General features: G+C 60.9%; 22 protein-coding genes and 1 tRNA gene. 12 read left to right on the forward strand and 11 right to left on the reverse strand.

All coding sequences use genetic code 11. From position 1 onward, the window contains the following. Positions 1–6: 6 nt before the first annotated feature. Complete coding sequence (locus ACN9MY_RS12145; protein WP_426170938.1) at positions 7–2,877, forward strand: TIM-barrel domain-containing protein; 2,871 nt, start codon at positions 7–9, stop codon at positions 2,875–2,877. A 19-nt stretch (positions 2,878–2,896) separates the two neighbouring features. Here the strand turns inward: ACN9MY_RS12145 and ACN9MY_RS12150 are convergent, their stop codons facing one another. The 6 genes from ACN9MY_RS12150 to ACN9MY_RS12175 all read right to left on the reverse strand — a co-directional run bounded on the left by ACN9MY_RS12150 (position 2,897) and on the right by ACN9MY_RS12175 (position 7,300). Beyond that, positions 2,897–4,519, reverse strand: coding sequence for an alpha/beta hydrolase (locus ACN9MY_RS12150; RefSeq protein ID WP_426170940.1), 1,623 nt, complete (start codon positions 4,517–4,519; stop codon positions 2,897–2,899). Positions 4,520–4,780: 261 nt separating this feature from the next. Next, positions 4,781–5,371, reverse strand: a complete 591-nt coding sequence (locus ACN9MY_RS12155) for an addiction module antidote protein (RefSeq protein WP_426170942.1) — start codon at positions 5,369–5,371, stop codon at positions 4,781–4,783. A 62-nt stretch (positions 5,372–5,433) separates the two neighbouring features. Then, complete coding sequence (locus tag ACN9MY_RS12160) at positions 5,434–5,790, reverse strand: type II toxin-antitoxin system RelE/ParE family toxin (RefSeq protein WP_426170943.1); 357 nt, start codon at positions 5,788–5,790, stop codon at positions 5,434–5,436. A gap of 338 nt (positions 5,791–6,128) precedes the next feature. Beyond that, the gene (locus ACN9MY_RS12165) at positions 6,129–6,473 is read right to left on the reverse strand and encodes a YggL family protein (RefSeq protein WP_426170945.1); all 345 of its coding nucleotides are present in this window, start codon (positions 6,471–6,473) and stop codon (positions 6,129–6,131) included. A gap of 64 nt (positions 6,474–6,537) precedes the next feature. Continuing rightward, positions 6,538–7,089, reverse strand: a complete 552-nt coding sequence (locus tag ACN9MY_RS12170) for a hypothetical protein (protein ID WP_426170947.1) — start codon at positions 7,087–7,089, stop codon at positions 6,538–6,540. A 121-nt stretch (positions 7,090–7,210) separates the two neighbouring features. Continuing rightward, positions 7,211–7,300: transfer RNA gene (locus tag ACN9MY_RS12175), tRNA-Ser, on the reverse strand. Between the two features lie 124 nt (positions 7,301–7,424). On the opposite strand from ACN9MY_RS12175, the gene ACN9MY_RS12180 reads away from it, so the two are divergent. Continuing rightward, complete coding sequence (locus tag ACN9MY_RS12180; RefSeq protein ID WP_426170949.1) at positions 7,425–8,510, forward strand: M23 family metallopeptidase; 1,086 nt, start codon at positions 7,425–7,427, stop codon at positions 8,508–8,510. Between the two features lie 3 nt (positions 8,511–8,513). Here the strand turns inward: ACN9MY_RS12180 and ACN9MY_RS12185 are convergent, their stop codons facing one another. Together ACN9MY_RS12185 and ACN9MY_RS12190 are read right to left on the reverse strand one after the other, a co-directional pair. Then, on the reverse strand, positions 8,514–9,533 hold the full coding sequence (locus tag ACN9MY_RS12185; RefSeq protein WP_426170951.1) for a LacI family DNA-binding transcriptional regulator: 1,020 nt from the start codon (positions 9,531–9,533) through the stop codon (positions 8,514–8,516). Between the two features lie 65 nt (positions 9,534–9,598). Then, positions 9,599–11,161, reverse strand: a complete 1,563-nt coding sequence (locus ACN9MY_RS12190; RefSeq protein ID WP_426322632.1) for a tryptophan halogenase family protein — start codon at positions 11,159–11,161, stop codon at positions 9,599–9,601. Between the two features lie 110 nt (positions 11,162–11,271). Here ACN9MY_RS12190 and ACN9MY_RS12195 point away from each other — a divergent pair, with 110 nt between their 5' ends. From ACN9MY_RS12195 to ACN9MY_RS12205, 3 genes are all read left to right on the forward strand, one after another. Further along, positions 11,272–13,623, forward strand: a complete 2,352-nt coding sequence (locus ACN9MY_RS12195; RefSeq protein WP_426322634.1) for a TonB-dependent receptor — start codon at positions 11,272–11,274, stop codon at positions 13,621–13,623. A gap of 71 nt (positions 13,624–13,694) precedes the next feature. Continuing rightward, positions 13,695–14,996, forward strand: coding sequence for a GH1 family beta-glucosidase (locus ACN9MY_RS12200; protein WP_426170954.1), 1,302 nt, complete (start codon positions 13,695–13,697; stop codon positions 14,994–14,996). After that, positions 14,993–16,291: an MFS transporter gene (locus tag ACN9MY_RS12205; protein WP_426322636.1), complete on the forward strand. Its 1,299-nt coding sequence runs from the start codon at positions 14,993–14,995 to the stop codon at positions 16,289–16,291. Before ACN9MY_RS12200 ends, ACN9MY_RS12205 begins: the two co-directional genes overlap by 4 nt. Here the strand turns inward: ACN9MY_RS12205 and ACN9MY_RS12210 are convergent. Beyond that, entirely contained in the window at positions 16,267–17,097 is an 831-nt protein-coding gene (locus tag ACN9MY_RS12210) for an alpha/beta fold hydrolase (RefSeq protein WP_426322638.1), read from the reverse strand. The two genes, ACN9MY_RS12205 and ACN9MY_RS12210, sit on opposite strands and share 25 nt — an antisense overlap. Before the next feature lie 151 nt (positions 17,098–17,248). Between ACN9MY_RS12210 and ACN9MY_RS12215 the strand changes: the two genes are divergently transcribed. The 3 genes from ACN9MY_RS12215 (at position 17,249) to ACN9MY_RS12225 (ending at position 19,557) form a co-directional block, all read left to right on the forward strand. Then, positions 17,249–18,145, forward strand: coding sequence for a ribose-phosphate pyrophosphokinase (locus ACN9MY_RS12215; protein WP_426322640.1), 897 nt, complete (start codon positions 17,249–17,251; stop codon positions 18,143–18,145). A 15-nt stretch (positions 18,146–18,160) separates the two neighbouring features. Continuing rightward, positions 18,161–18,883 (forward strand): hypothetical protein, encoded by a 723-nt coding sequence (locus tag ACN9MY_RS12220; RefSeq protein WP_426170960.1) that lies wholly within the window; start codon positions 18,161–18,163, stop codon positions 18,881–18,883. A gap of 113 nt (positions 18,884–18,996) precedes the next feature. After that, positions 18,997–19,557 carry a hypothetical protein gene (locus ACN9MY_RS12225; protein WP_426322642.1) on the forward strand — a complete coding sequence of 187 codons (561 nt, stop codon included), beginning with the start codon at positions 18,997–18,999 and terminating at the stop codon, positions 19,555–19,557. Here ACN9MY_RS12225 and ACN9MY_RS12230 read toward each other — a convergent pair. Continuing rightward, positions 19,554–20,570 (reverse strand): zinc-binding alcohol dehydrogenase family protein, encoded by a 1,017-nt coding sequence (locus ACN9MY_RS12230; RefSeq protein WP_426322644.1) that lies wholly within the window; start codon positions 20,568–20,570, stop codon positions 19,554–19,556. The genes ACN9MY_RS12225 and ACN9MY_RS12230 overlap by 4 nt on opposite strands. Before the next feature lie 102 nt (positions 20,571–20,672). Here ACN9MY_RS12230 and ACN9MY_RS12235 point away from each other — a divergent pair, with 102 nt between their 5' ends. Continuing rightward, the gene (locus ACN9MY_RS12235; protein WP_426170966.1) at positions 20,673–21,575 is read left to right on the forward strand and encodes a LysR family transcriptional regulator; all 903 of its coding nucleotides are present in this window, start codon (positions 20,673–20,675) and stop codon (positions 21,573–21,575) included. Here ACN9MY_RS12235 and ACN9MY_RS12240 read toward each other — a convergent pair. Then, positions 21,572–21,796, reverse strand: coding sequence for a hypothetical protein (locus ACN9MY_RS12240; RefSeq protein WP_055934969.1), 225 nt, complete (start codon positions 21,794–21,796; stop codon positions 21,572–21,574). The genes ACN9MY_RS12235 and ACN9MY_RS12240 overlap by 4 nt on opposite strands. A gap of 108 nt (positions 21,797–21,904) precedes the next feature. Between ACN9MY_RS12240 and ACN9MY_RS12245 the strand changes: the two genes are divergently transcribed. The 3 genes from ACN9MY_RS12245 to ACN9MY_RS12255 are packed head-to-tail and all read left to right on the forward strand — an operon-like array spanning position 21,905 to position 24,275. Further along, positions 21,905–22,567 (forward strand): phosphatase PAP2 family protein, encoded by a 663-nt coding sequence (locus tag ACN9MY_RS12245; RefSeq protein WP_426322647.1) that lies wholly within the window; start codon positions 21,905–21,907, stop codon positions 22,565–22,567. Beyond that, positions 22,564–23,466, forward strand: a complete 903-nt coding sequence (locus ACN9MY_RS12250; RefSeq protein ID WP_426322649.1) for a diacylglycerol/lipid kinase family protein — start codon at positions 22,564–22,566, stop codon at positions 23,464–23,466. Before ACN9MY_RS12245 ends, ACN9MY_RS12250 begins: the two co-directional genes overlap by 4 nt. After that, positions 23,466–24,275, forward strand: coding sequence for a metallophosphoesterase family protein (locus tag ACN9MY_RS12255; protein WP_426322651.1), 810 nt, complete (start codon positions 23,466–23,468; stop codon positions 24,273–24,275). Before ACN9MY_RS12250 ends, ACN9MY_RS12255 begins: the two co-directional genes overlap by 1 nt. Positions 24,276–24,307 lie beyond the last annotated feature (32 nt).

Here is a 24,307-nt window from a genome sequence, read left to right on the forward strand (position 1 = left end):
GAGAGAATGCGTTTTAAACCGATGCGGGCCGCGCTGTTGTGTGCCCTGGCGGCGGCCGGCAGTGCAGGCGCCGGCACCTTCGAACAAACAGCCCATGGCCTGGTGGTCAAACCGGACCGCGGCGCTGCGAAGGAAGTCCGCCTGGAGCTCATGGACGACAACATCATCCATGTGCTGAAACTGGACCAGGGCGGCAAGGCGCTGACGCCATCGCTGATGACGGTCGCCAAGCCATGCAGCTGCAGTTTCACTGTCCAGCGCAAGGGCGATACGGTGATCCTCCAGGCTAACAAGATTGCTGCTGCCGTGTCGCTGGCGACCGGCAGCGTGCAATTTTCGGATGCGGGAGGCAAGCCGTTCCTGAGCCAGGCATCGGAATCCATTGAACCGATTGAAGTCGGCGGCAAGCCTTTCGTGGCGATCAAGCAGGGCTTCAACTACGGTACGAAAGATGCGTTCTACGGCCTGGGCCAGCACCAGAACGCCCAGATGAACCTGAACGGCGAAGATGTGCTGCTGGCCCAGCACAACATGATCGCCTCCGTGCCCTTCGCGGTCTCGGACAAGAACTACGGCGTCCTGTGGGACAACAACGCCATCTCGCGCTTCGGCAACCCGCATCCTTATGGGCCGTTAAAGCGCGACCTGAAGCTGGTAGATGCGGAAGGCAAAGCGGGTGGACTGACCGCGCGCTACTACGTGGACGGCAAGCTGGCGCTGACCCGCCAGGAACCTGATATCGCCTATCAGTACCTGAAGGACGTTGCGGAAAACTGGCCGAAAGAACTCGGCCCAGTGAAAAACCTGAAGGACGTGAAGGTGGTGTGGGAAGGCACGCTGTCCAGCGACAAGCCGGGCGTCCACAAAATGCAGCTGTACGCATCCGACTATGCCACGCTGACCATCGACGGCAAGCAGGTGCTGGATGTGTGGCGCCAGGGCTGGAATCCGTGGTACCACAACTTCGAGCTCAATATGGCCAAGGACAAGCCGGTCAAGCTGAAACTGGAATGGAAGCCATCCGGCGGCATGGTGGCCATGACGCACAGCGACCCCATGCCGGATCGCGAGCGCCATTCGCTGACGCTGTCCTCGGAAATCGCACAAGGCATCGACTACTACGTGATCCGCGGCACGAACATGGATTCCGTGATCGGCGGCTATCGCCAGTTGACCGGCCAGGCGCCCATGATGCCGAAATGGGCTTATGGCTTCTGGCAATCGCGCCAGCGCTACGAAACCCAACAGCAGCTGCTCGACACCCTGCACGAATATCGCAGGCGCCAATGGCCGCTGGATAATATCGTGCAGGACTGGTTCTACTGGCCGGAAAACGCCTGGGGCTCGCACGACTTCGATAAGACCCGCTTCCCGGACCCGAAGGGCATGGTGGACGAAGTGCACCGCCTGCATGCGCGCATCATGATCTCCATTTGGGGCAAATACTACGACACGACCGACAACTACAAGGAGTTCGCGTCCAAAGGCCATATGTGGACGAAGAACGTGGAGGACGGAGCGCTGGACTGGGTTGGTCCTGGCTACAAGAACAGTCACTACAGCCCCTATGCGCAAGAGGCGCGCGACATCTACTACCGCCAAATGAAGCACAAGCTGGTGGACCTGGGCTTTGACGCCTGGTGGATGGATAATACCGAGCCGGACGTGCTGTCCAACACGCGCCCCGAGGATTTCAAGAAGCTGATCGGCCCGACCATTTACGGCCCGGGCGAGGTCACCTTCAATCCGTATAGCCTGGTGCATACCCAAGGCATGTATGAAGGCTTGAAGCGCGACCAGCCCGACAAGCGCCAGTTCATCTTGTCGCGTTCCGGTTTTGCCGGCATCCAGCGCAATGCCACAGCCGTGTGGAGCGGGGACGTGGCCAGCCGCTGGAATAACCTGTACGACCAGATTGCCTCGGGCGTGAACATGTCGATGTCCGGCATCCCGAACTGGACGCACGACATCGGCGGCTACGCCCAGGAGAACCGCTACCAGTATGGCGACGTGGGTTCGGCGCAGGAGAATCGCGGGACCGGCGGCGGCAAGATCGATCCCGCCGACCTGAAGGAATGGCAAGAGCTGAACCTGCGCTGGTTCCAGTTCGGCGCGTTTTCGCCGCTATTCCGTTCGCACGGCGAAGTGGTCAAGCGCGAGATCTACAATATCGCGCCGGAAGGCTCGGAGATGCGCGACTCGATGGTGTCGTACCTGAAACTGCGCTACCGCCTGATGCCGTATATCTACGCGACCGCGTCGGACACCTATCACAAGTCCGGCACCATCATGCGCGGCATGGTGATGGACTTTCCGTATGACGAGCGTGTGAAAGACATCAAGGACCAATACCTGTTCGGCCACGACATCCTGGTCGCCCCGGTGACCAGCTACGGCGCCCGTGAACGCAGCGTCTACTTGCCCAAGGGGGCGTCGTGGTATGACTTCGACACCGGCGCCGTGCACCAAGGCGGCTCGACAATCACAGCTGCCGCGCCCGCCTCGCGCATCCCGCTGTTCGTGAAAGCTGGCGCGATCATTCCTACGGTGCCGGTGCAGCAGTATGTGGACCAGCAACCGGATGCGCCGGTTACCTTGAAGATCTACACGGGGGCCGACGGGGACTTCTCGCTTTACGAAGACGACGGCGTCAGCAACGGCTATACGCGCGGCGAATACACCCGCATCCCGCTACGTTACGACGCGAAGACCGGTGTCGTAACGATCGGTAAGCGGGAAGGGCAGTATCCAGGCATGGTGGCGGCGCGCAAGTTCAAGGTTCACTTCATCAAGCCGGGCACCTCGACCTCCGGTAGCCTCGATGTTGCCGACAAAGAGGTCACTTACGACGGAAAGGAAGTCGCAATCAAGCCATGATGAGTGCGCGGCCCTGCTTTTAGGGGTTCCCCGGCTTTAATGGGGATTTGGGCCGCGCTACCGAATACATCTCCCAAGTGATCTTCTCCAGCAGGGCGAGTTTGTTCTCGCCCTCTTTGTAGAGGTCAAAATGCGTTTTGCCGGAGACGAAGCGGAAGTCCGATTTTGCGTTCAGGCCTTCCATCACCGCTTGCAGGCGACGGGCCGAACCATCCAGGTAGAAAGTGTCGGCGGTACCCACGATCAGGTGAATCTTTCCATCGAGGTCGGCCTTCAGTGCAGGCCAATCGCGCTTCATGCGGTGGGCAATGTCGAAATTCTCCCGCCAATAAGCGACTACGGCGGGATCGACGTTGCCCGTGTCGCGGTCGAACATGGGCTGCGGCGCTCCGGCATGGCCGCGCGGCGAGAACACCCATTCCATTGAGGCGAGTTGGCCGCCATAGCTGCCCAGCACGCGTTCCAGCTTGGCGAACTGCTCAAACGTGCCAAGGACCTTGTCGTGGTCACGCACCAGCGGATAGGCGCTGCCATCGGTCTTGCGGAAGACATTGGCCTGCGGTGCGTACAAGTCTACACCGGTGAAATCGTGGAAGTCCGACGGGTCCGGCGACGTGGACCAGGTTCCGCCGAACAGTTTTGGATAGCGCGTCTGCAGCCAGAGGGTTGCCCAGCCACCCGACGAGTGGCCGTTCAGAAGGCGTCCATTGGCGTTGGCATCCATGCGGTAGTTTGACTCCAGCTGAGGAATCAGCTCGGACGTCAGCGCCTGGCCCCAAGGGCCATTATTCACAGAGTCTGCAAATTCGTGCGTGCCGGTGGGGCTCGATTCATCCAGCAGCACCCAGATCATGGGCGGCGTTTTCCCGCTTGCCATGCCTTTAAAAATGTCCGCCATGATCGGCACCAGGTAGGCGGCATTGCCGCCAAATCCGTGGGTGAAATAAACCGTAGGATAGGTCTCCTTCGCTTTCGCGTCATAGCCAGGCGGGGTCAGGACCCAGCCATCCATTTTGACAGGGCGGCCCCAGAAAGCGCTCAGGGCAGGGCTGGTGAACGCGATAGGCTGGGCGTGCGGACGGGCTGCATCCAGCGCCGCGCGCTCCTCGGCGGAAGCGGACTCCCGCGTCCACGGATCGGTTGCGGGCAGGGCTCGGGCCAAGTGGATCGTGGGTGCTTCCTTGGTTGGCAAGTGCACCTTGACGACGTCGCTGACCAGATCGCCCGCGCCACGCCCTGTGTAGTTGTAGCTGTGATCCACGTCAAGCACCGCCTGAACGTAATAGTCGCCGGGAGGCAATTGCGAGTATGGATGCGGGAAAGCGATGTCGTCTCCGTCAATGCCTACGCTTTCTCCTGGGTGGAGGCGGCCAACTTCCCGCGCCGTGACAGCAGTTTCAGTTGCAGCAAAGGGATCGGCATCTACTACCGTCACTGCATTGGACTTTTGCTTGGACTTCTCCAGCGCGTTCGCTTCGGCGGATTTGGCCTCTCTCGCAAACACCAGTAGCCGGCCTTGGGTGGCAGGGCTGGCGGCGGCATCCAGTTGGACCTTGATGAACTGCCGGTCTGGCGTGGCGGCGGCCTGCACGTTTGCTGCGCTGGCCAGCATCAGAAGGAGGGAGAGTGTCGAAATCTTCAAGCAGCTATGCATGGCGGCCTTTCAAAGAAATGGAAACACGAGAGTATCAGGATCAGCGGGAAACGCAACGAAGCCATAATTTCGTAGAACGATGCCGCTCCATCTTCCGCATCAACAAACAATGTGATTCCGCCGACATTTTGTGATGCGCGCCAGACGCGCTCCCCGCTGCATGGCGGCAGACTGAAGCCACCCCGTTGGTGGCAAATCGGGCTTGCTCTGTTTCGCAAGCCTTTCTTGAAGCAGGGTGCGATGGTGTTCTTAAGCCTTGCCGTAGGCTTTATGCGGGTGCTGTGCGGGTGTGGGAGCTTTCTTTGCCCCACCTTTCTTTGCAGGTGCATGGGGAGTCTTCTTTGCCGCTGACTTGGCTGGTGCGTTGGCCGGAGTCGCTTCGACCGTCATGGCTTTTGCAGCCGGCATTGAATGCACCGGCGCTCGCTTAGGTGGTGCCTTTCGAGCTGTTGGTGACAGGTGACGCACTTCCACTTTTCGTGAATCTATCTGTTGAGTCGCTTCTGCCTTTGTTAATTCAGCAGGAATTGGCTCGACCACCAAGCGTAACTGCATTGCGCCAAGAACTCGGGCGATAGTTTCCATGCGTGGCTGGCTGTTCTGGCGCAACGCCTTGTACAGCGCCTCCCGGGTAATACCAGCGCTTTTGGCAATTTCAGTCATGCCGCGAGCGCGGGCAATGTCACCGATTGCGGACGCGAGAAACGCTGCATCGCCTGTTGCCAGGGCTTCGTTAATATAAACAGCGGCGGCCTCCTCGCTGGTGAGGTATTCCGCAGGGTCGAAGTCCTCCAGGCCCAGACCGTCAAGGTCGGACACAGTAATATTTTGATCGGACATACATTTCTCCTTGCTTACCTTATTGTGCTATGTGAGTGAACTTAGTGTGTGCTTAAGTGGCACTATCTTTGTACGGACTTTGATGTCGATTTTGCGCCCGGTCTCGCCGCTGCGTTCGCGGCTGCCCGTTTCTTCAATTCTTTAAACATCGTTTTTGCGTCATCAATGTCGGCTTGTTGCCCTTTTTTTGTGCCGCCTGCGAGCAGAATGATTACTTGGCCGGCGAGCTCGCCGAAGTAGACCCGATACCCAGGCCCATGGTCGACCCTAATCTCACTGACCTCTTCTCCAACCGGTGCGACGTCGCCGAGACCCCTTTCCAACTTCTCGACGTTGGACGCAACGATCGCCGCTGTCTTGACATCCTTGATGCTGGCCATCCAGTCCCGATACTTTTGCGTGCTTTTGATAGCCTTCATAGGCAACTCGTGTAATCATTCGATTACATTCATTGTAATCACTCGATTACGGCAACGCAATCGAATAATCATGCGCTGCGGGAGTATTGCGAAGTCGCGGACTTAATGAAGTGTCCCAAGTTGCGGAACGTCGTTGCCTGTAATCTGCAATTAACAAGACGCCAAAAGAAATCTCATAACTGTTGTTACGCATTCCCAACCGGCATATATTGTGTCAAATATGCAATTTCCGGAGAGGAGGGCAGATCATGACTGTAGCTGAACATCAGCGGTTGCAAAGAGCTTGACATGAAAAAGGCAGCCATTTGGCTGCCCTCAACTGGTGTGACGCTTACTGCTTAACCCCAGCCGTACCACGCATCGCGCAGTTCGCCGACTTTGACGTCGGTCAGCTTGCTCTGCTTGGCAAGCCATTCCTGAACCAGGGTGCGATGGTGTTCTTCAACCTTGCCGTAGGCTTTGTTCGAAACCACAATGCCACCGAAATCATCGTTGTAGCCGCCGCCAAAAGCGAGGCCGTTTGGCTCGATTGCTTCGTCGAGGAATTGATGGATCAGCGCATTGTGTTCGGCCATGGACAATTGGCCCACGATTTGTGCTTCCACGAGGAAGCCGAGTTCCTGGAACTCACCGAGGTGTTTTTTCTTGAGTTGGCGTTTGTTGTAGCGGCGGGATGCGGTCATGGTAGATCGTGGTCAAAAAAATTGGGTTGATGGTCATCTATTACCACCAACCCATCAGTCAGGCTTACCTCACAATTCCGAAGTCAGCAGCCTTGATCTTCACCATGCGACCATCCGGGTGGTACCAAACCACACCTTCCATCACATTCTTGGTCAAGTAAGACTTCAGGCCATCGAAATCACGAGGGCAATCAACAAGTACATCTTTGCCGTGAGGTACCAGCAGGTGTTCAGATAACCGTTCAGGATTTGCGCCATGGCGGGTGCCGACCGTAGGACCGCAGAATTCGTACGTCCCATCAGGCAGGCCTTCTTTTACGGCCGCCATGATCCTCTTCAAGTTCTTGCCTTCCACCTTGACCCAGCCCGGCCAGTGACCGGTTTCAGGATCGGGTTGTGGTTGAGCAGGCTCAAAGCCGGCGGGAGGGGTGCGTCCTGTTTTCGCGTCGTAGCGTACAAAGATCACGCCATCTTTCAACCGCACAGCCAAGCCATCCCATTTACGGGTTGCGTAGCCGGTACCTTCGGTGACCCATTCGGATCCCGGCACGACTTCGTTTCGAACTTGACGATTTCCGTCGTAGTTACGCTGAAACAACGACTTAATCTTAATCATTTGCTGCTCCTAGGTAGTTGGTAAGGTTTCGATTCCGGCCCCATCCACACTAGGTACTTCTACTACTGCACTACTACTGCACATCAGGATCAAAGTCACGCGACCAAGTCCCAAAGCACGTTGGCGGAAGCGGTGAGATTCGAACTCACGAACGGGATTAACCGTCGGCAGTTTTCAAGACTGCTGCCTTCAACCACTCGGCCACGCTTCCGGAGGGCTGGATTATACATTCCCGGAGCGGATCGCGCCAAGAATCGTGCAGTTCGTCGCAAATTCCCGCGCCGGGATGCCTGCGCCGGTATGGTCGGCCCACGATTAAAACCCTGGGGGACCGAATGAAACTGCATGCCATCGCTTTTGCCGCAATGACCTTGACCTTGGGTGCTGCCATGGCCGCTCCGATCGAGGTGAGCGTGGCGCCTTCAAAGCCGCTGATCGAGCAGGGCAAAGGCCAGCAATTGCTGAACATAGACTTCCTGATCAAGAATGACAGCCAGGATAAGGTTGAATTGAGCGAGGTCGAAGTATCCGTGCTGGGCGACGCCGGCAAGCTGGTGGCGCAGTATCGCGTAGGCGCCAATGGCCGCAGCGTGCTGGTGGTGCCGAACCGTTTTATTGAGCCGGGCAAGTCGGAGCTGGTCTTCAATCCCCTGTATGCATTCCCTCAGGAGCTCGATTTGTCGCGCCTGCGCTATACCTTCAAGTTCGACGTAGGCGACGATACCAAATACACGGTCGAAATCCCGGTAGCGCCAACTTCCTACAAGCCGAAAGCGCAGCTGCAACTGCCCGTTGCCGGGCCGGTCCTGGTACATGACGGACACGATTTTTACGGCCACCATCGCCGCCTGCCGTTGCTGGACCCTATGGCGCAGGCGCTGAAATGGAAGCGCAACTTCATGCGTTACAGCTATGACTTCGTGGCCACCGATGACCAGGGGCGCATGTTCAAGGGCGATGGATCGCGCAATGACGATTGGTATGGCTGGGGCAAACCGATCCTGGCACCGGCTGGCGGGAAGGTAATCCGCGCCGTCGGCACAATCCCGGACAATGCCAAAGGCAAGGGGCCGTCGTTTGGCAAGGAGCAGTTCATCGCTGATCCGAGCATCATGTGGGGCAACCACGTGGAGATCGAACATGGCAACGGCGAAATCAGCTTGCTGGCCCATATGAAGCAGGGCAGTGTGGCGGTCAAGGCCGGTGATATCGTGAAGGCTGGCCAGAAGGTCGGAGAAATGGGCTTTTCCGGCGATGCCTTCCTGGTTCACCTGCACTATGACCTGAAAAACGCGCCGGGCTTCGATGCCGATGCGCTGCCATCGCCGTTCAATACCTTCGAACGCCTGACAGGCAAGAACTGGCTCAAGGTCAAGCAAGGCCAGGTCGATAGCGGCGATGTGGTGCGCCGCCTGCCGTAAGCCTTAGCGGATGCGCCGGGTGGTTTCGCGCACCACCAGCTCCACCGGCGGGATGGTGCCTTCCACTTCCTCGCTGTTGATGAGGCCGAGCATCGATTGCACGGCCGTCTGTCCGATCACGTACAGCGGCTGGCGGATGGTGGTCAGCGGCGGCGTGGTGTAGGAGGAGCCGGGCAAATCGTCGAAGCCGACCAGCGAGATGTCGTCAGGTACGCGAATGCCTTTGCGATACAGGAAAAGCCGCGCGCCATAAGCCGTCTGGTCATTCACCGCGAAGACGGCGGTAAAGGGATGGCCGCCGTCGAACAGTCGATTCATGGCCAACAGGCCGCCGGCCTCCTGCAGGTCGCCTTCCACCACCAGCGCCGGATCGAAATCGATGTCGGCTTCTTTCAGCGCGCGTTTGTAGCCGGCCAGGCGCTCGACCGAGTCGCGGTTCTCGCCCGGCCCGGCCAGGTGGGCAATGCGGCGATGGCCCATTTCGATCAGGTGGCGTACGGCCAGCCAGGCGCCGTGTTCATTATCGAGCGCGAAGCCGATTGCGCGGTTGGTGCGCAATACGCGGCCCAGCGAGACGATAGGGCGCTGGGCGGCGAAGCCCAGCACCGCTGCGTCGGTCATGCGGCCGGTCAGCAGGATGATCCCGTCCACTTTGCGCGCCAGCAGCAGGCGGATGCGCTCCGCTTCTTCGTCGGCGTTCCAGTGGCCGCTGACGATTACCGAGGCGTAGCCGGTGCCTTTCAGGCCATCGTCCACACCGTGCAGGATCTCGTCGAAGAAGGGTGAGGCGATATCCTGCACCACGATCCCGATCGTCATCGTGCGTCCGTGCTTCAGGCTTTGCGCCATCTGGTTGGGTGCAAAATTCAGTTCGCGGATCGCGGCCAGCACGGCTTGCCGTTTATCGTCGGCGACCTTGGCGGTGCCGTTCAAGATACGCGATACGGTGCTGGGGGAAACGCCTGCGCGGCGGGCGACGTCGGTCAGCGTGGCGGGCGATGGAGCAGTGGAGTGGTCGTTCAAAGGATTTCTCATTCTGAAAAGCTTTTCAAATGGAGATTACCATAGAACACAGCGGCAACTTCGACTTAATGAATTACTGTTGCACGAATAGTATGAAAATCGTTTCTGAAAGCGTTTTCATGCCGGCATAGCAGGTCTACGAAGGCGCGATGGTCGGGCAGGTCCGCCACTGCCCGTGCCGACACTGCAGCGATATTGGCGAATTCCTGGCGCGCGGCTTCTGCCAGCGGTTCAAGACCGGGCAGGGGAGGCATGGCTTTCGGGAAGTCCATTCCATACAAGACGTATTGCCAGCTGGTGGGCGGGTACATCTCGAAATCGGTCAGGAAATCCATGCGTTGCGGCGGGCGGCAGCGCCACATGGCCAGCTTGTCGCGCAAGCTGTCGGTCCAGGTGGCGGGGTCGCAATTGTCGATCCAGAATTGTTCGCGGCGTTTGCTCAGGCAATAGTGCAGCTTGATGAAGTCGACGATGCGGGCATAGCGCTCGCCCATGAACTGGTTGAAGTGGCGCGCCACCGGCGCCATTTCGCCGTTATGCGGGAACAGGGCGCCCAGCATGTGCACCGCGGTTTCGACCAGGCCGATGCCGGATGCCTCCAGCGGTTCGAGGAAGCCGCCAGCCAGGCCGATCGCCACGCAGTTTTTGATCCAATGCTGTTCGCGGTAGCCCACGCGCATGGGGATCTTGCGCACGTTCAGGCCTTCGGCGGCTGGGCCGGCGTAGGCGCGCAGCACCTGTTCGGCGCGCTCGTCGCTGGTGTGGCGGCTGGAGTAGACGTAGCCGATGCCGCGCCGTTCCTGCAGTCCTATGTCCCAGGTCCATCCCGCCTCGTGCGCGGTGGAGATGGTGGCGGAGGCGATCGGCGTATCGGGCGCCGGATGCGGCACTTGCACGGCCAGCGCGGTATCGCATAGCAGGATATCGCTCACGCTGTGGAACGGCGCGCCAAGTGCGCCGCCGATCAACAGGGCGCGGAAGCCGGAGCAGTCGATATAGAGGTCGGCCATGAGCGCGCCGTGTTCGCGGGTGTCGACGCTGGCGATGGCGCCATCCAGGTCGAGCTGTACGCCTTCGACATGATCCTGCACGTGGCGCACGCCGAGTTTGCGCGCATGCTTTGCCAGCAGGCCGGCAAAGCGCGCGGCGTCGAAATGGTAGGCGTAGTTCATCGGGCCGTTGTAGTCGCTGTCGCCGGGACGTTTCGGCGCGCGTTGCGCATCTACCACGCGCTTCTGCATGGTGACTGCTTCGGCAAACGGCTTGTTGCCGGCCAAGCCTTGCAGCCAGTAAGGCAAGAGCTCCGGCGCGCCCGGCCGCTGGCTCGGCATGGAGAAGGGATGGAAGTAGTGCTCTTCGCCGTGCAGCCAGTTCTGGAAGGTGATGCCTTGCTTGAAGGTGGCACTCGATTCGCGAATGAATTCCGCCTCCGGAATGCCGATCGCCGCGAGCGTGGCGCGCAGGGAGGGGAAGCTGCCTTCGCCCACGCCGATGGCGCCGATTTCGGGCGCTTCCACCAGAGTGATTTGCTTGCTGTCGCCGAACATCTTGGCCAGGTAAGCGGCGCACAGCCAGCCTGCGCTGCCGCCGCCAACGATCAGTATCCGCGTGGTTGGGATCGTTCCCATTTTTGTCGTCTCCTTAAAAATTTTTGTTGACTTTTTATTTTTTGAAAATGTACCATGAAAACGTTTTCAAGAAATAAGAAATCGTTTTTACAACAACTACCGGAGACAACATGAAGTTTTCTGCAATCCAGGTCGGGGTGCTGGCCCTGGTCTCGTCCGTCAGCGCCTCGGCGCAGCAAGCCGCCCCTGCGGCCAACACCGAATCCGCCGTCGTGCCAGAGGTTCTGATCACGGCGACCAAGCGCACCACCTCCCTTCAAAAGACCCCTGTGGCTGTTACCGCCCTGGATGCAGCGGCACTCGAAGACGCACACGTGCAAACCATCCAGGACGTGACCAACCTGGTGCCAAGTTTCCAGGCCACCGGCCAGGGCGACCACGGCGTCATCACGATGACCATGCGCGGTATCGGTAACGACTCCGCCAAGACTGAATACGCCGATCCGGAAGTAGCCTTCTTCGTCGACGGCATCTACTCGCCTCGTCCGGAAGGGGCTACCGCGCTGCTGTTCGACGTGGAAGCGATTGAAGTCCTGCGTGGCCCGCAAGGCACGCTGTGGGGCCGCAATTCCACCGTCGGCGCAGTCAATATGCAGACCGTCAAGCCCAAGCTGAAGGAGTTCTCGGGCAGCGTTTCCGGCGGCATCGGCGATTACGCCCGCCTGGGCGCCCGTGCGGCGTTGAACGTGCCGACCGGCGACAACTCCGCCCTGCGCGTGGCCGTGATCCACGAGCAGCACGACGGCTACGTCAAGTACCAGACCTTCCCGAACATTTCGCTGGCCGACCAGCGTGCGGCCTACCTGGCTGGCGGCGGCGACCCGGCCAAATTCCAGCCGATCAACCCGAACCAGTACGTCGTCAACGGCCCGCGCTACAACGCGCAGAACCAGAGCGGCGTACGTGTGAGCTGGCTGTACCAGCCGACCGATCGCCTGAAGTGGAACATCTCCTACGAGCGCTTCCAGGACCGTGGTACCCCGAACATGAACCTGATGCAGACTCCGCGCGCCGGCCAGGACGAGTGGTCGGCACTGATCGACACCGCGCCGTTCCTGCACCGTAACGTGAACACCTTCCGCAGCCGTCTCGAATATGCGGTGAGCCCGGACATGGCGCTGACCTACATCGCCGGCCATTCCAAGTTCTCCGGCTCGTCGACTTACGACCAGGACGGCGGCCGCGTACTGCCGACCAGCTTCACCACCGGCGGCGACTTCCAGGCCAATAACACGGTCTGGTCGAAATACAGCAGCAATAGCCACGAGCTGCAACTGCAGTCGGTCGGCCAGAAGGAAGTGGACTGGCAACTGGGCGCCTACTACGCGGCGGAAGACAACGGCATCCGCTTCGACATCCCGATCATGCACGGTACCCAGCAAGGCAGCGTGGCATGGCAAGGTTCCTTCATCCAGCCGAAGGAAACCGTGGATTCGCGCGCTGTCTTCGGCCAGGCGACCTGGAACGTCGGCAGCATGCACCTGACCGGCGGCCTGCGTTACACCTCGGACAAGCGCACCAATGAAGGCGGCAACGGCTATACCTGGAATTCTGACCCGAACGCACCGCAGGTTCCTCTGAGCCCAAGCATCGACCCGACCAAGCCGGGCCAGGGCTACAACCCGAGCGTGCCGTCCAACGATGGCCGCTACAAAGGCAGCAAGACCACCGGCCTGGCGCGCCTGAGCTACGACGTCGATAAGAACCACATGCTGTACGCCAGCGTCGCCACCGGCTACAAGGCGGGCGGCCTGCAGGACGGCGGCCGTACGTACGACCCGGAGACCCTGACCAACTACGAGATCGGCAGCAAGAGCTCCTTCCTGGGCGGCGCATTGCGCATCAACAACGCGCTGTACTACGAGGACTTCAAGGATTTCCAGTTCAGCTCCCCGGTCACCAATCCGGACGGTTCGCACACCTTCGTCACCAGCAATGTGGACGGCGCGAAAGTGTGGGGCTTCGAATCGGAAATCCAGGCCAAGCTGTCGCCGGATGACAAGCTGGCGCTGGCCCTGGCTTACACCCACACCAAGCTGGGCTTCCTGATCGCCGGCTCCAACGACTACGCGCTGCCGTTCTGCCCGGACCTGAACTCGAACTGCCTGAACGTCACCGGCAACATCATGCCGCACGCGCCAAAGTTCTCGGCCCACCTGAACTACCAGCACACCTTCCGCATGGCGAATGGCGACACCCTGATCCCACGCGTTTCGGCACACTACGAAACCAAGTCCGAACTGTCGATCTTCAACCTGGGCCCGGAAGACCAGCAAGCTGCCTACACCAAGTTCGACCTCGGCCTGCGCTACCAGGGACCGAAGCAGTTTTGGGTGGACGCCTTCGTGCGCAATGTGGGCGACAAGCGCATCAAGACCAGCGCCATGAACGGCGCCAATGTGTGGGTGGCGCAGTACCTGCCTCCGCGCACCATCGGTGTGAATGCGGGCATCGAATTCTAAGCCCGTTGCAACGCGGCCTGCCTCGTCCCTCGGGGCAGGCCATCCCTAAGCCTTAACCTGTGAATCAAGAAATGAAAGATAAACGCCTGCCGCCCGAATTTCTCTGGGGCGTAGCCACCAGCGCCTTCCAGATTGAAGGCGCCAACCAGGAGGACGGCAAAGGCCTCTCTATCTGGGACGTTTTCTGCAATACGCCCGGCAAGATCAAGGACGGCAGCGACGGCAGCGTCGCCTGCGATCACTATCATCGCTACCGCGAGGACGTCGACATCATCGACTGGCTCGGTGTCGATGCCTACCGCTTCTCGATCGCCTGGTCGCGCGTCCAGCCGGACGGCAAGGGCGCCTGGAATGAAGCCGGTTTCGCTTTCTACGACCGCCTGATTACAGCCCTGCACGAAAAGGGCAAGCAGGCATACATCACGCTGTACCACTGGGACTTGCCGCAAGCCTTGCAGGAAGAGGGCGGCTGGCTCAATCGCGATACCTGCTACCATTTTGCGGCCTACGCTGCCGAAGTGGCGCGCCGCTTTGGCGATCGTGTGGCCAGCATCGCCACCCACAACGAGCCGTGGTGCACAGCCAACCTGGGCTACGGCAACGGACAGTTCGCGCCTGGCGTGCGCGACGCCAAGGCGGCCATACAGGTTTCGCACCACTTGCTGTTGTCGCACGGCCTGGCTATGAACGCCATGCGCGCCGTCGGCTCGAAGGCAAAATTGGGCATCGTGCTGAACCAGTGGACCGCTGATCCTGCCACAGACAGCGACGCCGACCGCGAACTGGCGGAGTTCGAGTATGCGCGTTCGGTACAATGGTTCATGGACCCAATTTTCAAAGGCCGCTATCCGGAACTGGCGCTGCGCAAGCACGGCGCGAACGCGCCGCTGGTTGAGCCGGGCGACATGGCCGTCATCCACCAGCCGATCGACTTCCTCGGCGTGAATTACTACTTCCGCGCCTTCTGCAGCGCCGAAGACCCGCCGCGTACGCCGCCGCTGGAAAACGGCCGCACCGACATGGGCTGGGAGATCTACCCGCAAGGCCTGACCGAACTGCTGCTCAAGCTGAAGGGCGAGTACGAGCTGCCACCGATTTACATCACCGAGAACGGCATGGCCAGCAGTACGCCGGAGCACGATGAGGAGCGCATTTCCTTCGTCACGCGCCACCTCGATGCGCTGGCCAGCGCAATGGAGCAGGGCGTCGACGTGCAAGGCTACTTCATGTGGAGCCTGCTGGACAACTTCGAATGGGATTCCGGCTACGCCAAGCGCTTTGGCATCGTCCACGTCGATTACGCCACGCAAAAGCGCACGCTGAAAGACAGTGCGCACTGGTATCGTGAATTGATCAAGGTACAGCGTTCATGAACCGATCGCCGCTGCAGTGGGTCCCCACCGGCTACTTCGCGATGGCGATGGGGTACATGATGCTGACCAGCGTCACGTCCATCATGTTCAAGAACCTGGGCATGGACAATGGCCGTGCCGCGCAGTATTCGAGCATGCTGATCCTGGCCTACACCATCAAGCCCCTGTTCGCGCCAGTAGTGGAAATGTACCGCACCAAGAGGTTCTTCGTGCTGGTCACACAGTTGCTGCTTGGCCTGGGCTTCGGTGCGGTAGCCCTGGTGATGGGCATGCCGGGTTCGATGGCCCTGATGATGGTGCTGTTCTGGATCATGTCCTTCATCGGCGCCACCATGGACATTGCCAGCGATGGCGTGTACGTCACTTCGTTAAGCTCGCGCAGCCAGTCGCTTTACTGCGGCGTGCAAAGCCTGAGCTGGAATATCGGCCCGGTGGTGGCCTCCGGCGTGCTGGTTTACCTGAGCGGCCGCCTGCATTCGGACTACGGCATGGATTGGCTGGGCGCTTGGCGCATCGTCTTCGTGGCCGTGGCGATCCTGTTGCTGGCAATTACGGCATGGCACTGGCGCGCTATGCCGGATGGCGCCCGTGCCGCCGATACGCCGGAAAGCCTGGGCCAGGCTGCCTTCATCCTGCGCGACGCGTTCAAGACCTTCTTCGAAAAACGCGGCGTGTGGATGATGGTAGCCTTCGCGCTGCTGTACCGAGTCTCGATCGGCCTGCTGGAAAAAATCGGCCCCTTCTTCATGGTCGATCCGGTGGGCAAGGGCGGCCTGGGCATGTCGAATGAGTTGCTGGGCATCGTCTACGGCACATACGGCTTGCTGGCCGTGCTGGCGGGCTCCCTGATTGGCGGCTGGTACGTGGCGAAGCGCGGCCTGAAACCGGTGTTGTTCACGCTGTGCTGCGTACTGAACATCCCGATTGCCACCTTCCTGCTGATGGCGATCTACCAGCCGTCCAACCTGTGGGTAATTGGCGCCGGTGTGGTGATCGAGAAATTCTCCTTCGGCTTTGGCTCGGTGGGCTTCATGATCTACCTGATGCAGCAACTGGCGCCTGGCAAATACACCACGACCCATTACGCCTTCGGCACTGGCCTGATGGGGATGTGCGGCATGTTGACCGGCATGGTCAGCGGCCACCTGCAGGAAGCACTGGGCTACGTCAGTTACTTCTGGCTGGTGATGGCGGCGACCGTACCATCCTTCATCGTGACGTGGTACGCGCCTTTCCACCATGAAGAAGCGCGTCCTGCTACCGAACCCGATCAGCTGCAGCGCAAGGCTGGCTGACGCTTGCCGTCGTGGGCGCCGATCACGTCGCGGATCGCGCTGACCACGACCTCGGGATTGGCCTGCTGCATCTGGTGGTCGGAATCCACGATCACCTTGCAGGCTTTCGGATACATGTTCTTGACCATGTTGCGAGTCTGTTCGTCGTCGTTGACGGTACCTAGGTCCACCGCCACGGCGCCGGCCGATTTGGGCACGTTAAACAGGCGCACGACCGGAATATCGTCATTCCACGGCATCGCCAGCATGGCCTGGCCGGTGCTGTTGATCTGGTCGACTTCCGCCTCCATCGCCGCGTTCAGGAACACGTACTTGGCCACGCGCGTCATGAAGGGAAATTCTTCCGGCTTCTTGATGATGCCGGGGTAGACCGAGTCGACCAGCACCACCCCCTGGACTTCCTGCGGGTAGGCGCGCGCATACATCTGCATGTACAGGCCGCCAAGGGAATGACCGACCAGGGTATAGGGCGGCTGCAAGCCTTGCTGGCGCAGCAGCTGGCGCAACTCCTCGACCACGGTCTTGCCGTCGCGCGGGGTGGAAGGCTTGTCGCTCTTTCCGTATCCGGGGCGGTTGTAGGCAAACACCGTCGATTCCTTGGCCACTTCCGCAATTACCTTGTCCCATTTATCAAGGGTGATGCGCGAACCGTTCTCGAAGACCACGGTGGACGGCGCTCCTGGCTTGGCGATTTTCAGGACTTCGATCTTATGGCCTGCAAAGTTCTGCAGCACGGCTTCGGCATGGGCCTGGGCGCTGGCCAGCGCGATTGCCAGCACAGGCAGGGTGAAACGAGTCAAGGGCATGAATGTCTCCAGTTTGATAACGGTGGCGATTCTGACGGCTGCCACAGCTAGCTACCGGAAGATTGCGACGAGTTGTCAAAAATAATGCTTGAATTGCACAAATCGCGGCCTGGGGGCTAGAATAAAAGTCACTACTTAGAGGGGAATCGCCATGAAGCCTATCCTGTTCGCACTGCCCGGCAATGAGGCAATGACAGCGCAACTGTCGGCGTTGCTGGGTTGGGAGCAGGGGAGTTTGCAGGTGCGGCGCTTCCCGGACGGCGAATCCTACGTGCGCTACCACTCGGAAGTGAAAGGCCGCCAGGTGGTCTTGGTGTGCACCCTGGACCGGCCGGATGATCGTTTCATGCCCCTGTATTTCGCCGCCAGCATCGCGCGCGACCTGGGCGCGGCCAGCGTAGGACTGGTGGCGCCATACCTGGCCTATATGCGCCACGACGCCATCTTCAACCCCGGCGAAGGCATCACCTCTGCCCATTTTGCGCGGCTGGTGTCGGGCGTGTTCCATTGGATGGTGACCATCGATCCGCACTTGCACCGCCACCATGACCTGGCCGAGATCTACACGATCCCGACCCGCGTGGTGCGCGCCGCGCCTGCCATCTCGCAATGGATCGCGGCCAATGTGCCGCAGCCGCTGGTGATCGGGCCGGATTCGGAAAGCGAACAATGGGCCTCCGAAGTGGCGCGCGGCGCCGGTTGCCCCTTCATCGTGCTGGAAAAAGTGCGTCGCGGCGACCACGACGTGGAGGTATCGGTGCCGGACACCGAACGCTGGCTGCACCACACCCCCGTCATCGTTGACGATATCGCATCCACTGCCCGCACGATGATTGCCGCCGTGGGCCACGTGCGTCGGGCCGGCCTGCCGCCTCCCGTATGCGTCGCGGTCCACCCCCTGTTCGCAGGCAGCGCCTATGAAGATCTGCAAGCCTCCGGCGTGGCCCGCACTGCCAGCTGCGACACCGTCCCGCACAGCAGCAACGCCATTCCTGTCGCATCCTTGCTGGCCCCGGCCCTGGCAGGCATGACACAAGGCGCAGGCTAGGCTATATTCCTGCCTATGTGGAATTGGATTCGTAACTGGTATCGCAAGCTGCGCATGCCCGCAGCCTATCGCGCCTACGAGCGCAGGCTGCGTGCCGCCCATGAGGAAGAGGCACGCAAGAAGTTTTCAACCGTGCGCTACGAGGCGCGCCTGCTGGCCGCCAACAAGGCGATGGAGGAGCGCGCCCAGCGCCGGTTCGACATGCCGGTCGCCAAACTGCAGCTGGAAGTGGTGGCGCTGGAAAAGCAGCTCGAGTCCTGCCGCGCCCAACTGGGCAATTTCGAACGCCCCTTCCGCGACGAGTACGAAGTGCTGGAAGCGGAAATGGCCCTGCTGGGGGAGCGCCGCCGCAACGCCTACGCGGCCAAGGACGCCCAGGCCATCGACGAGGTCAACGCGGAAATCGCCGAACTGCAGAAGCGTACCAACGCCGTGCGCGGCGACCTGGCAGTGCAGACCGACTTGCGCGACCAGGGCCTGACGCCGGAAAAGCTGCGCCGCACCGTGCAGCGTTGCGAGGGGCGCCTGCAGACCATCAAGGACGAGCAGGAACGGATCCAGCGCGAACGCGCCAACTACATGAACCATTCGGCGGACCGCGCTGAAATCGACGCGATCGAGCGCGAGATGCTGGCGCTGGAACGCAAGCACATCCAGTTCTTGCGCGACTTCGACTCTCCGGCCGAGCGCCGCCGCCGTGAACGCGCCCACGAGCAAACCTGGCTCAACGGCGCTTAATCGCTGCACCTTTAATCTGCGTCAAGCCGGGGTATATTCCCGCCGGCCCAGTGCTGCCTATACTTGGCTTGTCGCGCCATGCCTTTGCACGGCGGATCGTCGGGAGGACGGCCATGCGCAACCAATCCCTTGGCAGCAATCTCGGTGCGCTCCTGCGCCGCTGCAAAAAAATGGAAGCCACAATGCGGGGCGTGGGCTTGCCAAGCTTCCTGGCCTGCCTGCCGCTGGCCCTGCTGGCCTGGCAATACGCGTTGATGCTGCACCAGAAAAATGCCAACATCAATCGCATCAGCCGCCGCATCCAGCGCTGGCAAGGCACGGTGTCGCAACTATCGGCCCATGAATACGCGCGTACCGAGTTCATCGACCTTGACCGCAAGATGCGCGCCGACATCGAAGGCGCTTGCGCTTCCATGCGCACCCTGCGTGACCTGTGCTTGGATATCTGCGAAATGTTCAGCGTAGTCGGTTACCAGTCGGCCATGCTGACGCGGGGCCGCGACCGCTTCGATGCCACGGTCAGGGAGGCGTGCCGGCTTTCGCAATCCTTAATTGACCTGGTCGATGCGCATGATCGCCGCGCGCTGGCAATCCGCCAGCAACTGCACGCGATCGAACAGGCCGGCGAGGCGAGCGCGGCAGCGCATGCCGCGCGTGCCGCCGCTGAAGCTTAAAACCCTTCCAGCACGATCTTGCCGCGCGCGCGATTGCTTTCGAGCAGGGCGTGTGCGCGTTTCAGGTTGGCTGCGTTGATGGCGCCGAAGCGCTCGCCCAGCGTGGTTTTCAGCACGCCGCTATCGACCAGGCGCGACACGTCGTTCAACAGCGCATGCTGTTGCGCCATGTCGTCGGTCTCGAACATTGAGCGCGTGAACATGAACTCCCAATGCAACGATACGCTCTTGCGTTTCAGCAGGCGCACGTCGATATGCGCAGGATCGTCGATCAGGGCCAACTTGCCTTGCGGTGCCACCAGTTCGGCCAGCGCGGCGAAATGGCGTTCGCTCTCGTTCAGGCTGGCGATGTAGTGGACGGGCGGCAGGCCGAGGCGACCGATTTCTTCATCCAACGGCTTGCTGTGGTCGATAACGTGGTGCGCGCCAAGCGACTTGACCCAGTCTGCAGTTTCAGCGCGCGAAGCGGTACCGATCACGGTCAGTCCCGTCAACTGGCGTGCAAGCTGGACCAGGATGGAGCCGACGCCTCCGGCGGCGCCCGTCACCAGCAGGGACTTGCCGGCTTCGCGCGCCTTGTCGCGGCTGGCGCCAAGGCGGTCGAACAGCAATTCCCAGGCGGTGATGGCGGTCAGGGGCAGGGCAGCCGCTTCGGCGAAGCCAAGCCTGGAAGGCTTATGGCCGACGATGCGTTCGTCAACCAGGTGCAGTTCGGCGTTCGTGCCCGAGCGGCCCAGAGCGCCGGCGTACCACACTTCATCACCCGGCTTGAACAGCGTCGCCTCCGGGCCGACCGCGCGCACGATGCCGGTGGCGTCCCAACCGAGCACCTTGTGTTCTCCTTCGGCGGGAGCGACGTTGCGCCGAATCTTGGTATCGACTGGGTTGACGGAAACGGCCTTGATTTCGACCAGCAGGTCGCGCCCGCTGGCAACCGGTGCCGGCAATTCGATGTCGACCAGCGCTTCGGCGTGGTCAATGGGCAGGGAGGCGCGGTAGGCAACAGCTTTCATTGTGATGTCCTTCGTCAAAAGTGGTGATGTCGCTATCTTCGATCATCACGGCTTCGCGAAAAAGACTAAAATTATGGAAACACTTTCAAAGGAATGCTGAAAATGCTGCGCCTCGACGATCTGGAAGTCTTCGTCAGCACGGCCGACCGCGGCAGCCTGTCAGCGGCGGCGCGTTCGCTCGACATCTCGCCGGCCCTGGCCAGCGCAGCCTTGAAGCGGCTGGAAGACGAACTGCAACTGCGGCTGTTTGCCCGCACCACGCGTTCGCTGCGCCTGACGGCGGAAGGCGAGCATTACCTGGGGCACGCGCGCGAAGCGGTACGCCAGTTGCGCGAAGGACATGAGGCGATCAGGCAAGGCCAGCAGGAGCTGGCGGGCTTATTGAAAATTTCGATGCCGTCCGATGTGGGCCGTAACGTGCTGCTGCCCTGGCTGGACGCTTTCCAGGCCGAATATCCGGCCATCAGCCTGCAGTTGTACGTCAGCGACCGGGTTGCCGATATGTATCGCCAGCCGGTAGACCTGGCCCTGCGTTATGGCAAGCTCGATGATTCAAGTCTGGTTGCCATGCCTGTTGCGCCAGGAAATCGACGCACCCTGGTGGCCTCGCCGGACTACCTGCGCCGGCACGGCGCCCCGGCCAACCTGGATGAGTTGGCGCGGCACAATTGCTTGCGCTTTGCTTTGGATGATGTGCTGTATGACCGCTGGGCCTTCCCCGCCCAGGGCAAAGTCGTGCAGGTCAGGGGCAACCGCAGCAGCGATGATGCCGACCTGGTGCGCCGCTGGGCGGTAGCGGGACTGGGGATTGCCTATAAATCACGGCTGGACGTGACCGCCGACCTCAAGGCCGGTCGCTTGCGCATGCTGCTACCAGATGTAATGGGTGAAGAGGTGCCATTACAGCTGGTTTGCATGCATCGCTCGCAGGTCACGCCCGTCGTGATTCGTTTGCGCGACTATTTGCGCGCTCGGTATGAACAGCTATGCGAGACTGAAGCTTAGTGGGCCTTGGAGAAGATCAGCAGCCAACGGCTGAACAGCAGTACTTCCAGGTGGCCAGGCTGTACGCCGGTGTCGCATTCGATGATCGGGTTCACAGCGTAGAAGCGCTTGCGGAAGTCGCGGCACACCAGCACTTCGCGTTTGCCGAAGCGAACCAGGAAAGACATAGGGGCATATTCCAGGCCAAAGCGGGAGCCGAAGGTGCTGTGCATAGTGGTCATGACGAATTCCTTTTGCTGTGATGTGTTTAACGAGTGATTAGAATAACACAAATACTGTATGAATCAACAGTACTGGATGAAATATCAGGTTTTTTTATTAAGCGTTGTATGAGAGATACGATCCGACTTCCCCTGCATCTGGTGGCCGGCCTGCTCCTGTTGCTCAGCGCCGCGGCCGTGTTTGATGCGATTGCCGGCGCTGCGATGGGACCCGGCGCCCGGCTGGCCGCACTCGATATCAGCGTTTCCCAATGGCTGCACGTTCGCGCCAGCGAGCCCTGGACTACGCTGATGCTGGCGGTCAGTCATCTGCACAGCGTGGCGGGCATTGCCTTCCTGACGCTGCTGTTTGCCTGGCAGCTGTGGCGGCGCCAGGCGCATTACTGGCTGCTGACCTTGCTGCTCTCCGTACCACCGGGCATGGTGCTGAACGTGTTGCTCAAGTACAGCTACCAGCGCGTGCGGCCCAGCTTCGACGCGCCCCTGCTGACTTTGCCGACCTACAGCTTTCCCAGCGGCCATACGCTGGCCGCAACCGTGTTTTATGGCGTGCTGGCCTGTTACCTGTGGCCGCGTGCCCGCGGCGCGGCCCAGCACGCGGCGCTGCTTGCTGGCGCAGTGGCGATGGTGGCGCTGGTCGGGTTCAGCCGCGTCTATCTCGGCGTGCATTTCCTGAGCGATGTGCTGGCGGCGGTGGCGGAGGGGCTTGGCTGGTTGGCCATCTGCGTCACGGCGGTGTCCAGCCTGCGCCGGCACCGGGAGCGCCGATGAGCCGCATGGCCGTCATCATCAACGCTGGAGCTGGCCTCGGATATGGCCTGCCGTGGCGCGATTCGCTGGCCGCGCGTTTCGCCAGCCACGGACTGGATGCCGACATCACGCTGGCCGCCGACCTCAATCATCTGATGGAGGCCGCCCGGGCAGCATTGGCCGCCGGCGCGCCAGTGGTGGTGGCGGGAGGCGGCGACGGCACGGTCAATGCCGTGGCCTCGGTGGTGCTCGATAGCGGCGCCATGTTCGGCGTCCTGCCGATGGGGACGCTGAACCATTTTGCGCGCGACCTGCGCATCCCGCCCCAGCTCGACGCAGCCATTGCCAACCTGGCTGCCGGCCACGTGGCAATGGTCGACGTCGGGGAGGTCAATGGCCGCATCTTCCTGAACAACTCGAGCCTTGGGCTCTACCCGGACATCGTGCGCGATCGCCAGCGGCAGCAGCGCCGCCTCGGGCGCGGCAAGTGGACTGCGTTCGGCTGGGCGACGCTGGCCGCGCTGAAGCGTTATCCTTTCCTCAGCGTGCGCCTGACCCTTGGTGAACAAGGCCATGCGCGGCGCACGCCCTTCGTTTTCATCGGCAATAATGAATACCATATGCAAGGATTCAACATCGGCGAGCGGGCACGGATTGATGGCGGCACGCTGAGCGTCTACGTGGCCCAGCGGCCGACACGTTTCGGCTTGCTGAAACTGGCCTTGCGCGCGCTGTTCGGACGGTTGCGCCAGTCGCGCGAGTTCCATGTATTCCAGGCCGGCGAGATGGTGATCGAGACCCGCCACCGCCGCTTGCGGGTGGCGACCGATGGCGAGGTGTCCGTCATGGCCCCGCCTTTGCGTTACCGGATCCGCCCGGCAGCCTTGCCGGTGCTCGTGCCGCGCCCTCTGGAGAAGTGATGCGAACCCTGGTCCATATCTCCGACTTGCATTTCGGCCGCGTGGACAACGCCTTGCTGGCGCCCTTGCGCGAATTGATCGGGGATTTGCGGCCGGACGTGGTGGTGGCTTCCGGCGACCTGACCCAGCGTGCCCGCAGCGCGCAATTCCGCCAGGCACGGCACTACCTCGACACCTTGCCCCAGCCGCAGATCGTGGTGCCGGGAAATCACGACATTCCCCTGTATAACGTGGCAGCGCGCTTCTTCCAGCCGCTGGTCAAATACCGGCGCTACATCACGCGCGACCTCGCGCCAGAGTTCGTCGACGATGAAATTGCCGTGCTGGGGTTGAACACGGCGCGCTCGCTGACCTTCAAGGATGGCCGCGTCAATCGCCGCCAGGTCGAATACTTGCGGCAACGCTTCTCGCGCCTGCCGCGCAGCGTCACGCGGGTTGTCGTGACTCACCACCCCTTCGACCTGCCACCGCACAAGGACAATGACGATATCGTGGATCGCGCGCCAATGGCGATGGAAACGTTCGCGCGCTGCGGCGTGGACTTGCTGCTGGCAGGGCACTTGCATACCAGCCACACTCACAATACTTCTGAGCGCTATGAGATAGACGGCTATGCCGCACTGGTGGTGCAGGCCGGCACTGCCACCTCCACCCGTAGCCGGGGGGAGACCAATTCATTCAACGTGCTGCGCGTACAGCACGACGAAATCCAGGTTGAGCGTTACAGCTGGCGCGAAGGAAGCGGCTTCGCCTTGGCTGCTACCGATATCTTCTGCCGTGTGGGTGACATCTGGCGCCCAGCTGCTTAAAGCACGCCAAGGTGGCGAGCTTCAATGCATAT

Origin of the sequence: Pseudoduganella sp. R-31, assembly GCF_049913235.1 — a bacterium.
In the GTDB taxonomy this organism is placed as follows: domain Bacteria; phylum Pseudomonadota; class Gammaproteobacteria; order Burkholderiales; family Burkholderiaceae_D; genus Rugamonas.

Excerpts from the sequence above, each read along its gene's own strand:
- ACN9MY_RS12250 (WP_426322649.1), top strand. The coding sequence starts at position 22,564 with ATGAGCCGCATGGCCGTCATCATCAACGCTGGAGCTGGCCTCGGATAT.
- ACN9MY_RS12170 (WP_426170947.1), bottom strand. The coding sequence starts at position 7,089 with ATGATTAAGATTAAGTCGTTGTTTCAGCGTAACTACGACGGAAATCGT.
- ACN9MY_RS12195 (WP_426322634.1), top strand. The coding sequence starts at position 11,272 with ATGAAGTTTTCTGCAATCCAGGTCGGGGTGCTGGCCCTGGTCTCGTCC.
- ACN9MY_RS12255 (WP_426322651.1), top strand. The coding sequence starts at position 23,466 with ATGCGAACCCTGGTCCATATCTCCGACTTGCATTTCGGCCGCGTGGAC.
- ACN9MY_RS12230 (WP_426322644.1), bottom strand. The coding sequence starts at position 20,570 with ATGAAAGCTGTTGCCTACCGCGCCTCCCTGCCCATTGACCACGCCGAA.
- ACN9MY_RS12200 (WP_426170954.1), top strand. The coding sequence starts at position 13,695 with ATGAAAGATAAACGCCTGCCGCCCGAATTTCTCTGGGGCGTAGCCACC.
- ACN9MY_RS12205 (WP_426322636.1), top strand. The coding sequence starts at position 14,993 with ATGAACCGATCGCCGCTGCAGTGGGTCCCCACCGGCTACTTCGCGATG.
- ACN9MY_RS12180 (WP_426170949.1), top strand. The coding sequence starts at position 7,425 with ATGAAACTGCATGCCATCGCTTTTGCCGCAATGACCTTGACCTTGGGT.
- ACN9MY_RS12220 (WP_426170960.1), top strand. The coding sequence starts at position 18,161 with ATGTGGAATTGGATTCGTAACTGGTATCGCAAGCTGCGCATGCCCGCA.
- ACN9MY_RS12245 (WP_426322647.1), top strand. The coding sequence starts at position 21,905 with ATGAGAGATACGATCCGACTTCCCCTGCATCTGGTGGCCGGCCTGCTC.
- ACN9MY_RS12215 (WP_426322640.1), top strand. The coding sequence starts at position 17,249 with ATGAAGCCTATCCTGTTCGCACTGCCCGGCAATGAGGCAATGACAGCG.
- ACN9MY_RS12165 (WP_426170945.1), bottom strand. The coding sequence starts at position 6,473 with ATGACCGCATCCCGCCGCTACAACAAACGCCAACTCAAGAAAAAACAC.
- ACN9MY_RS12155 (WP_426170942.1), bottom strand. The coding sequence starts at position 5,371 with ATGTCCGATCAAAATATTACTGTGTCCGACCTTGACGGTCTGGGCCTG.
- ACN9MY_RS12210 (WP_426322638.1), bottom strand. The coding sequence starts at position 17,097 with ATGCCCTTGACTCGTTTCACCCTGCCTGTGCTGGCAATCGCGCTGGCC.
- ACN9MY_RS12235 (WP_426170966.1), top strand. The coding sequence starts at position 20,673 with ATGCTGCGCCTCGACGATCTGGAAGTCTTCGTCAGCACGGCCGACCGC.
- ACN9MY_RS12145 (WP_426170938.1), top strand. The coding sequence starts at position 7 with ATGCGTTTTAAACCGATGCGGGCCGCGCTGTTGTGTGCCCTGGCGGCG.
- ACN9MY_RS12160 (WP_426170943.1), bottom strand. The coding sequence starts at position 5,790 with ATGAAGGCTATCAAAAGCACGCAAAAGTATCGGGACTGGATGGCCAGC.
- ACN9MY_RS12240 (WP_055934969.1), bottom strand. The coding sequence starts at position 21,796 with ATGACCACTATGCACAGCACCTTCGGCTCCCGCTTTGGCCTGGAATAT.
- ACN9MY_RS12225 (WP_426322642.1), top strand. The coding sequence starts at position 18,997 with ATGCGCAACCAATCCCTTGGCAGCAATCTCGGTGCGCTCCTGCGCCGC.
- ACN9MY_RS12190 (WP_426322632.1), bottom strand. The coding sequence starts at position 11,161 with ATGGGAACGATCCCAACCACGCGGATACTGATCGTTGGCGGCGGCAGC.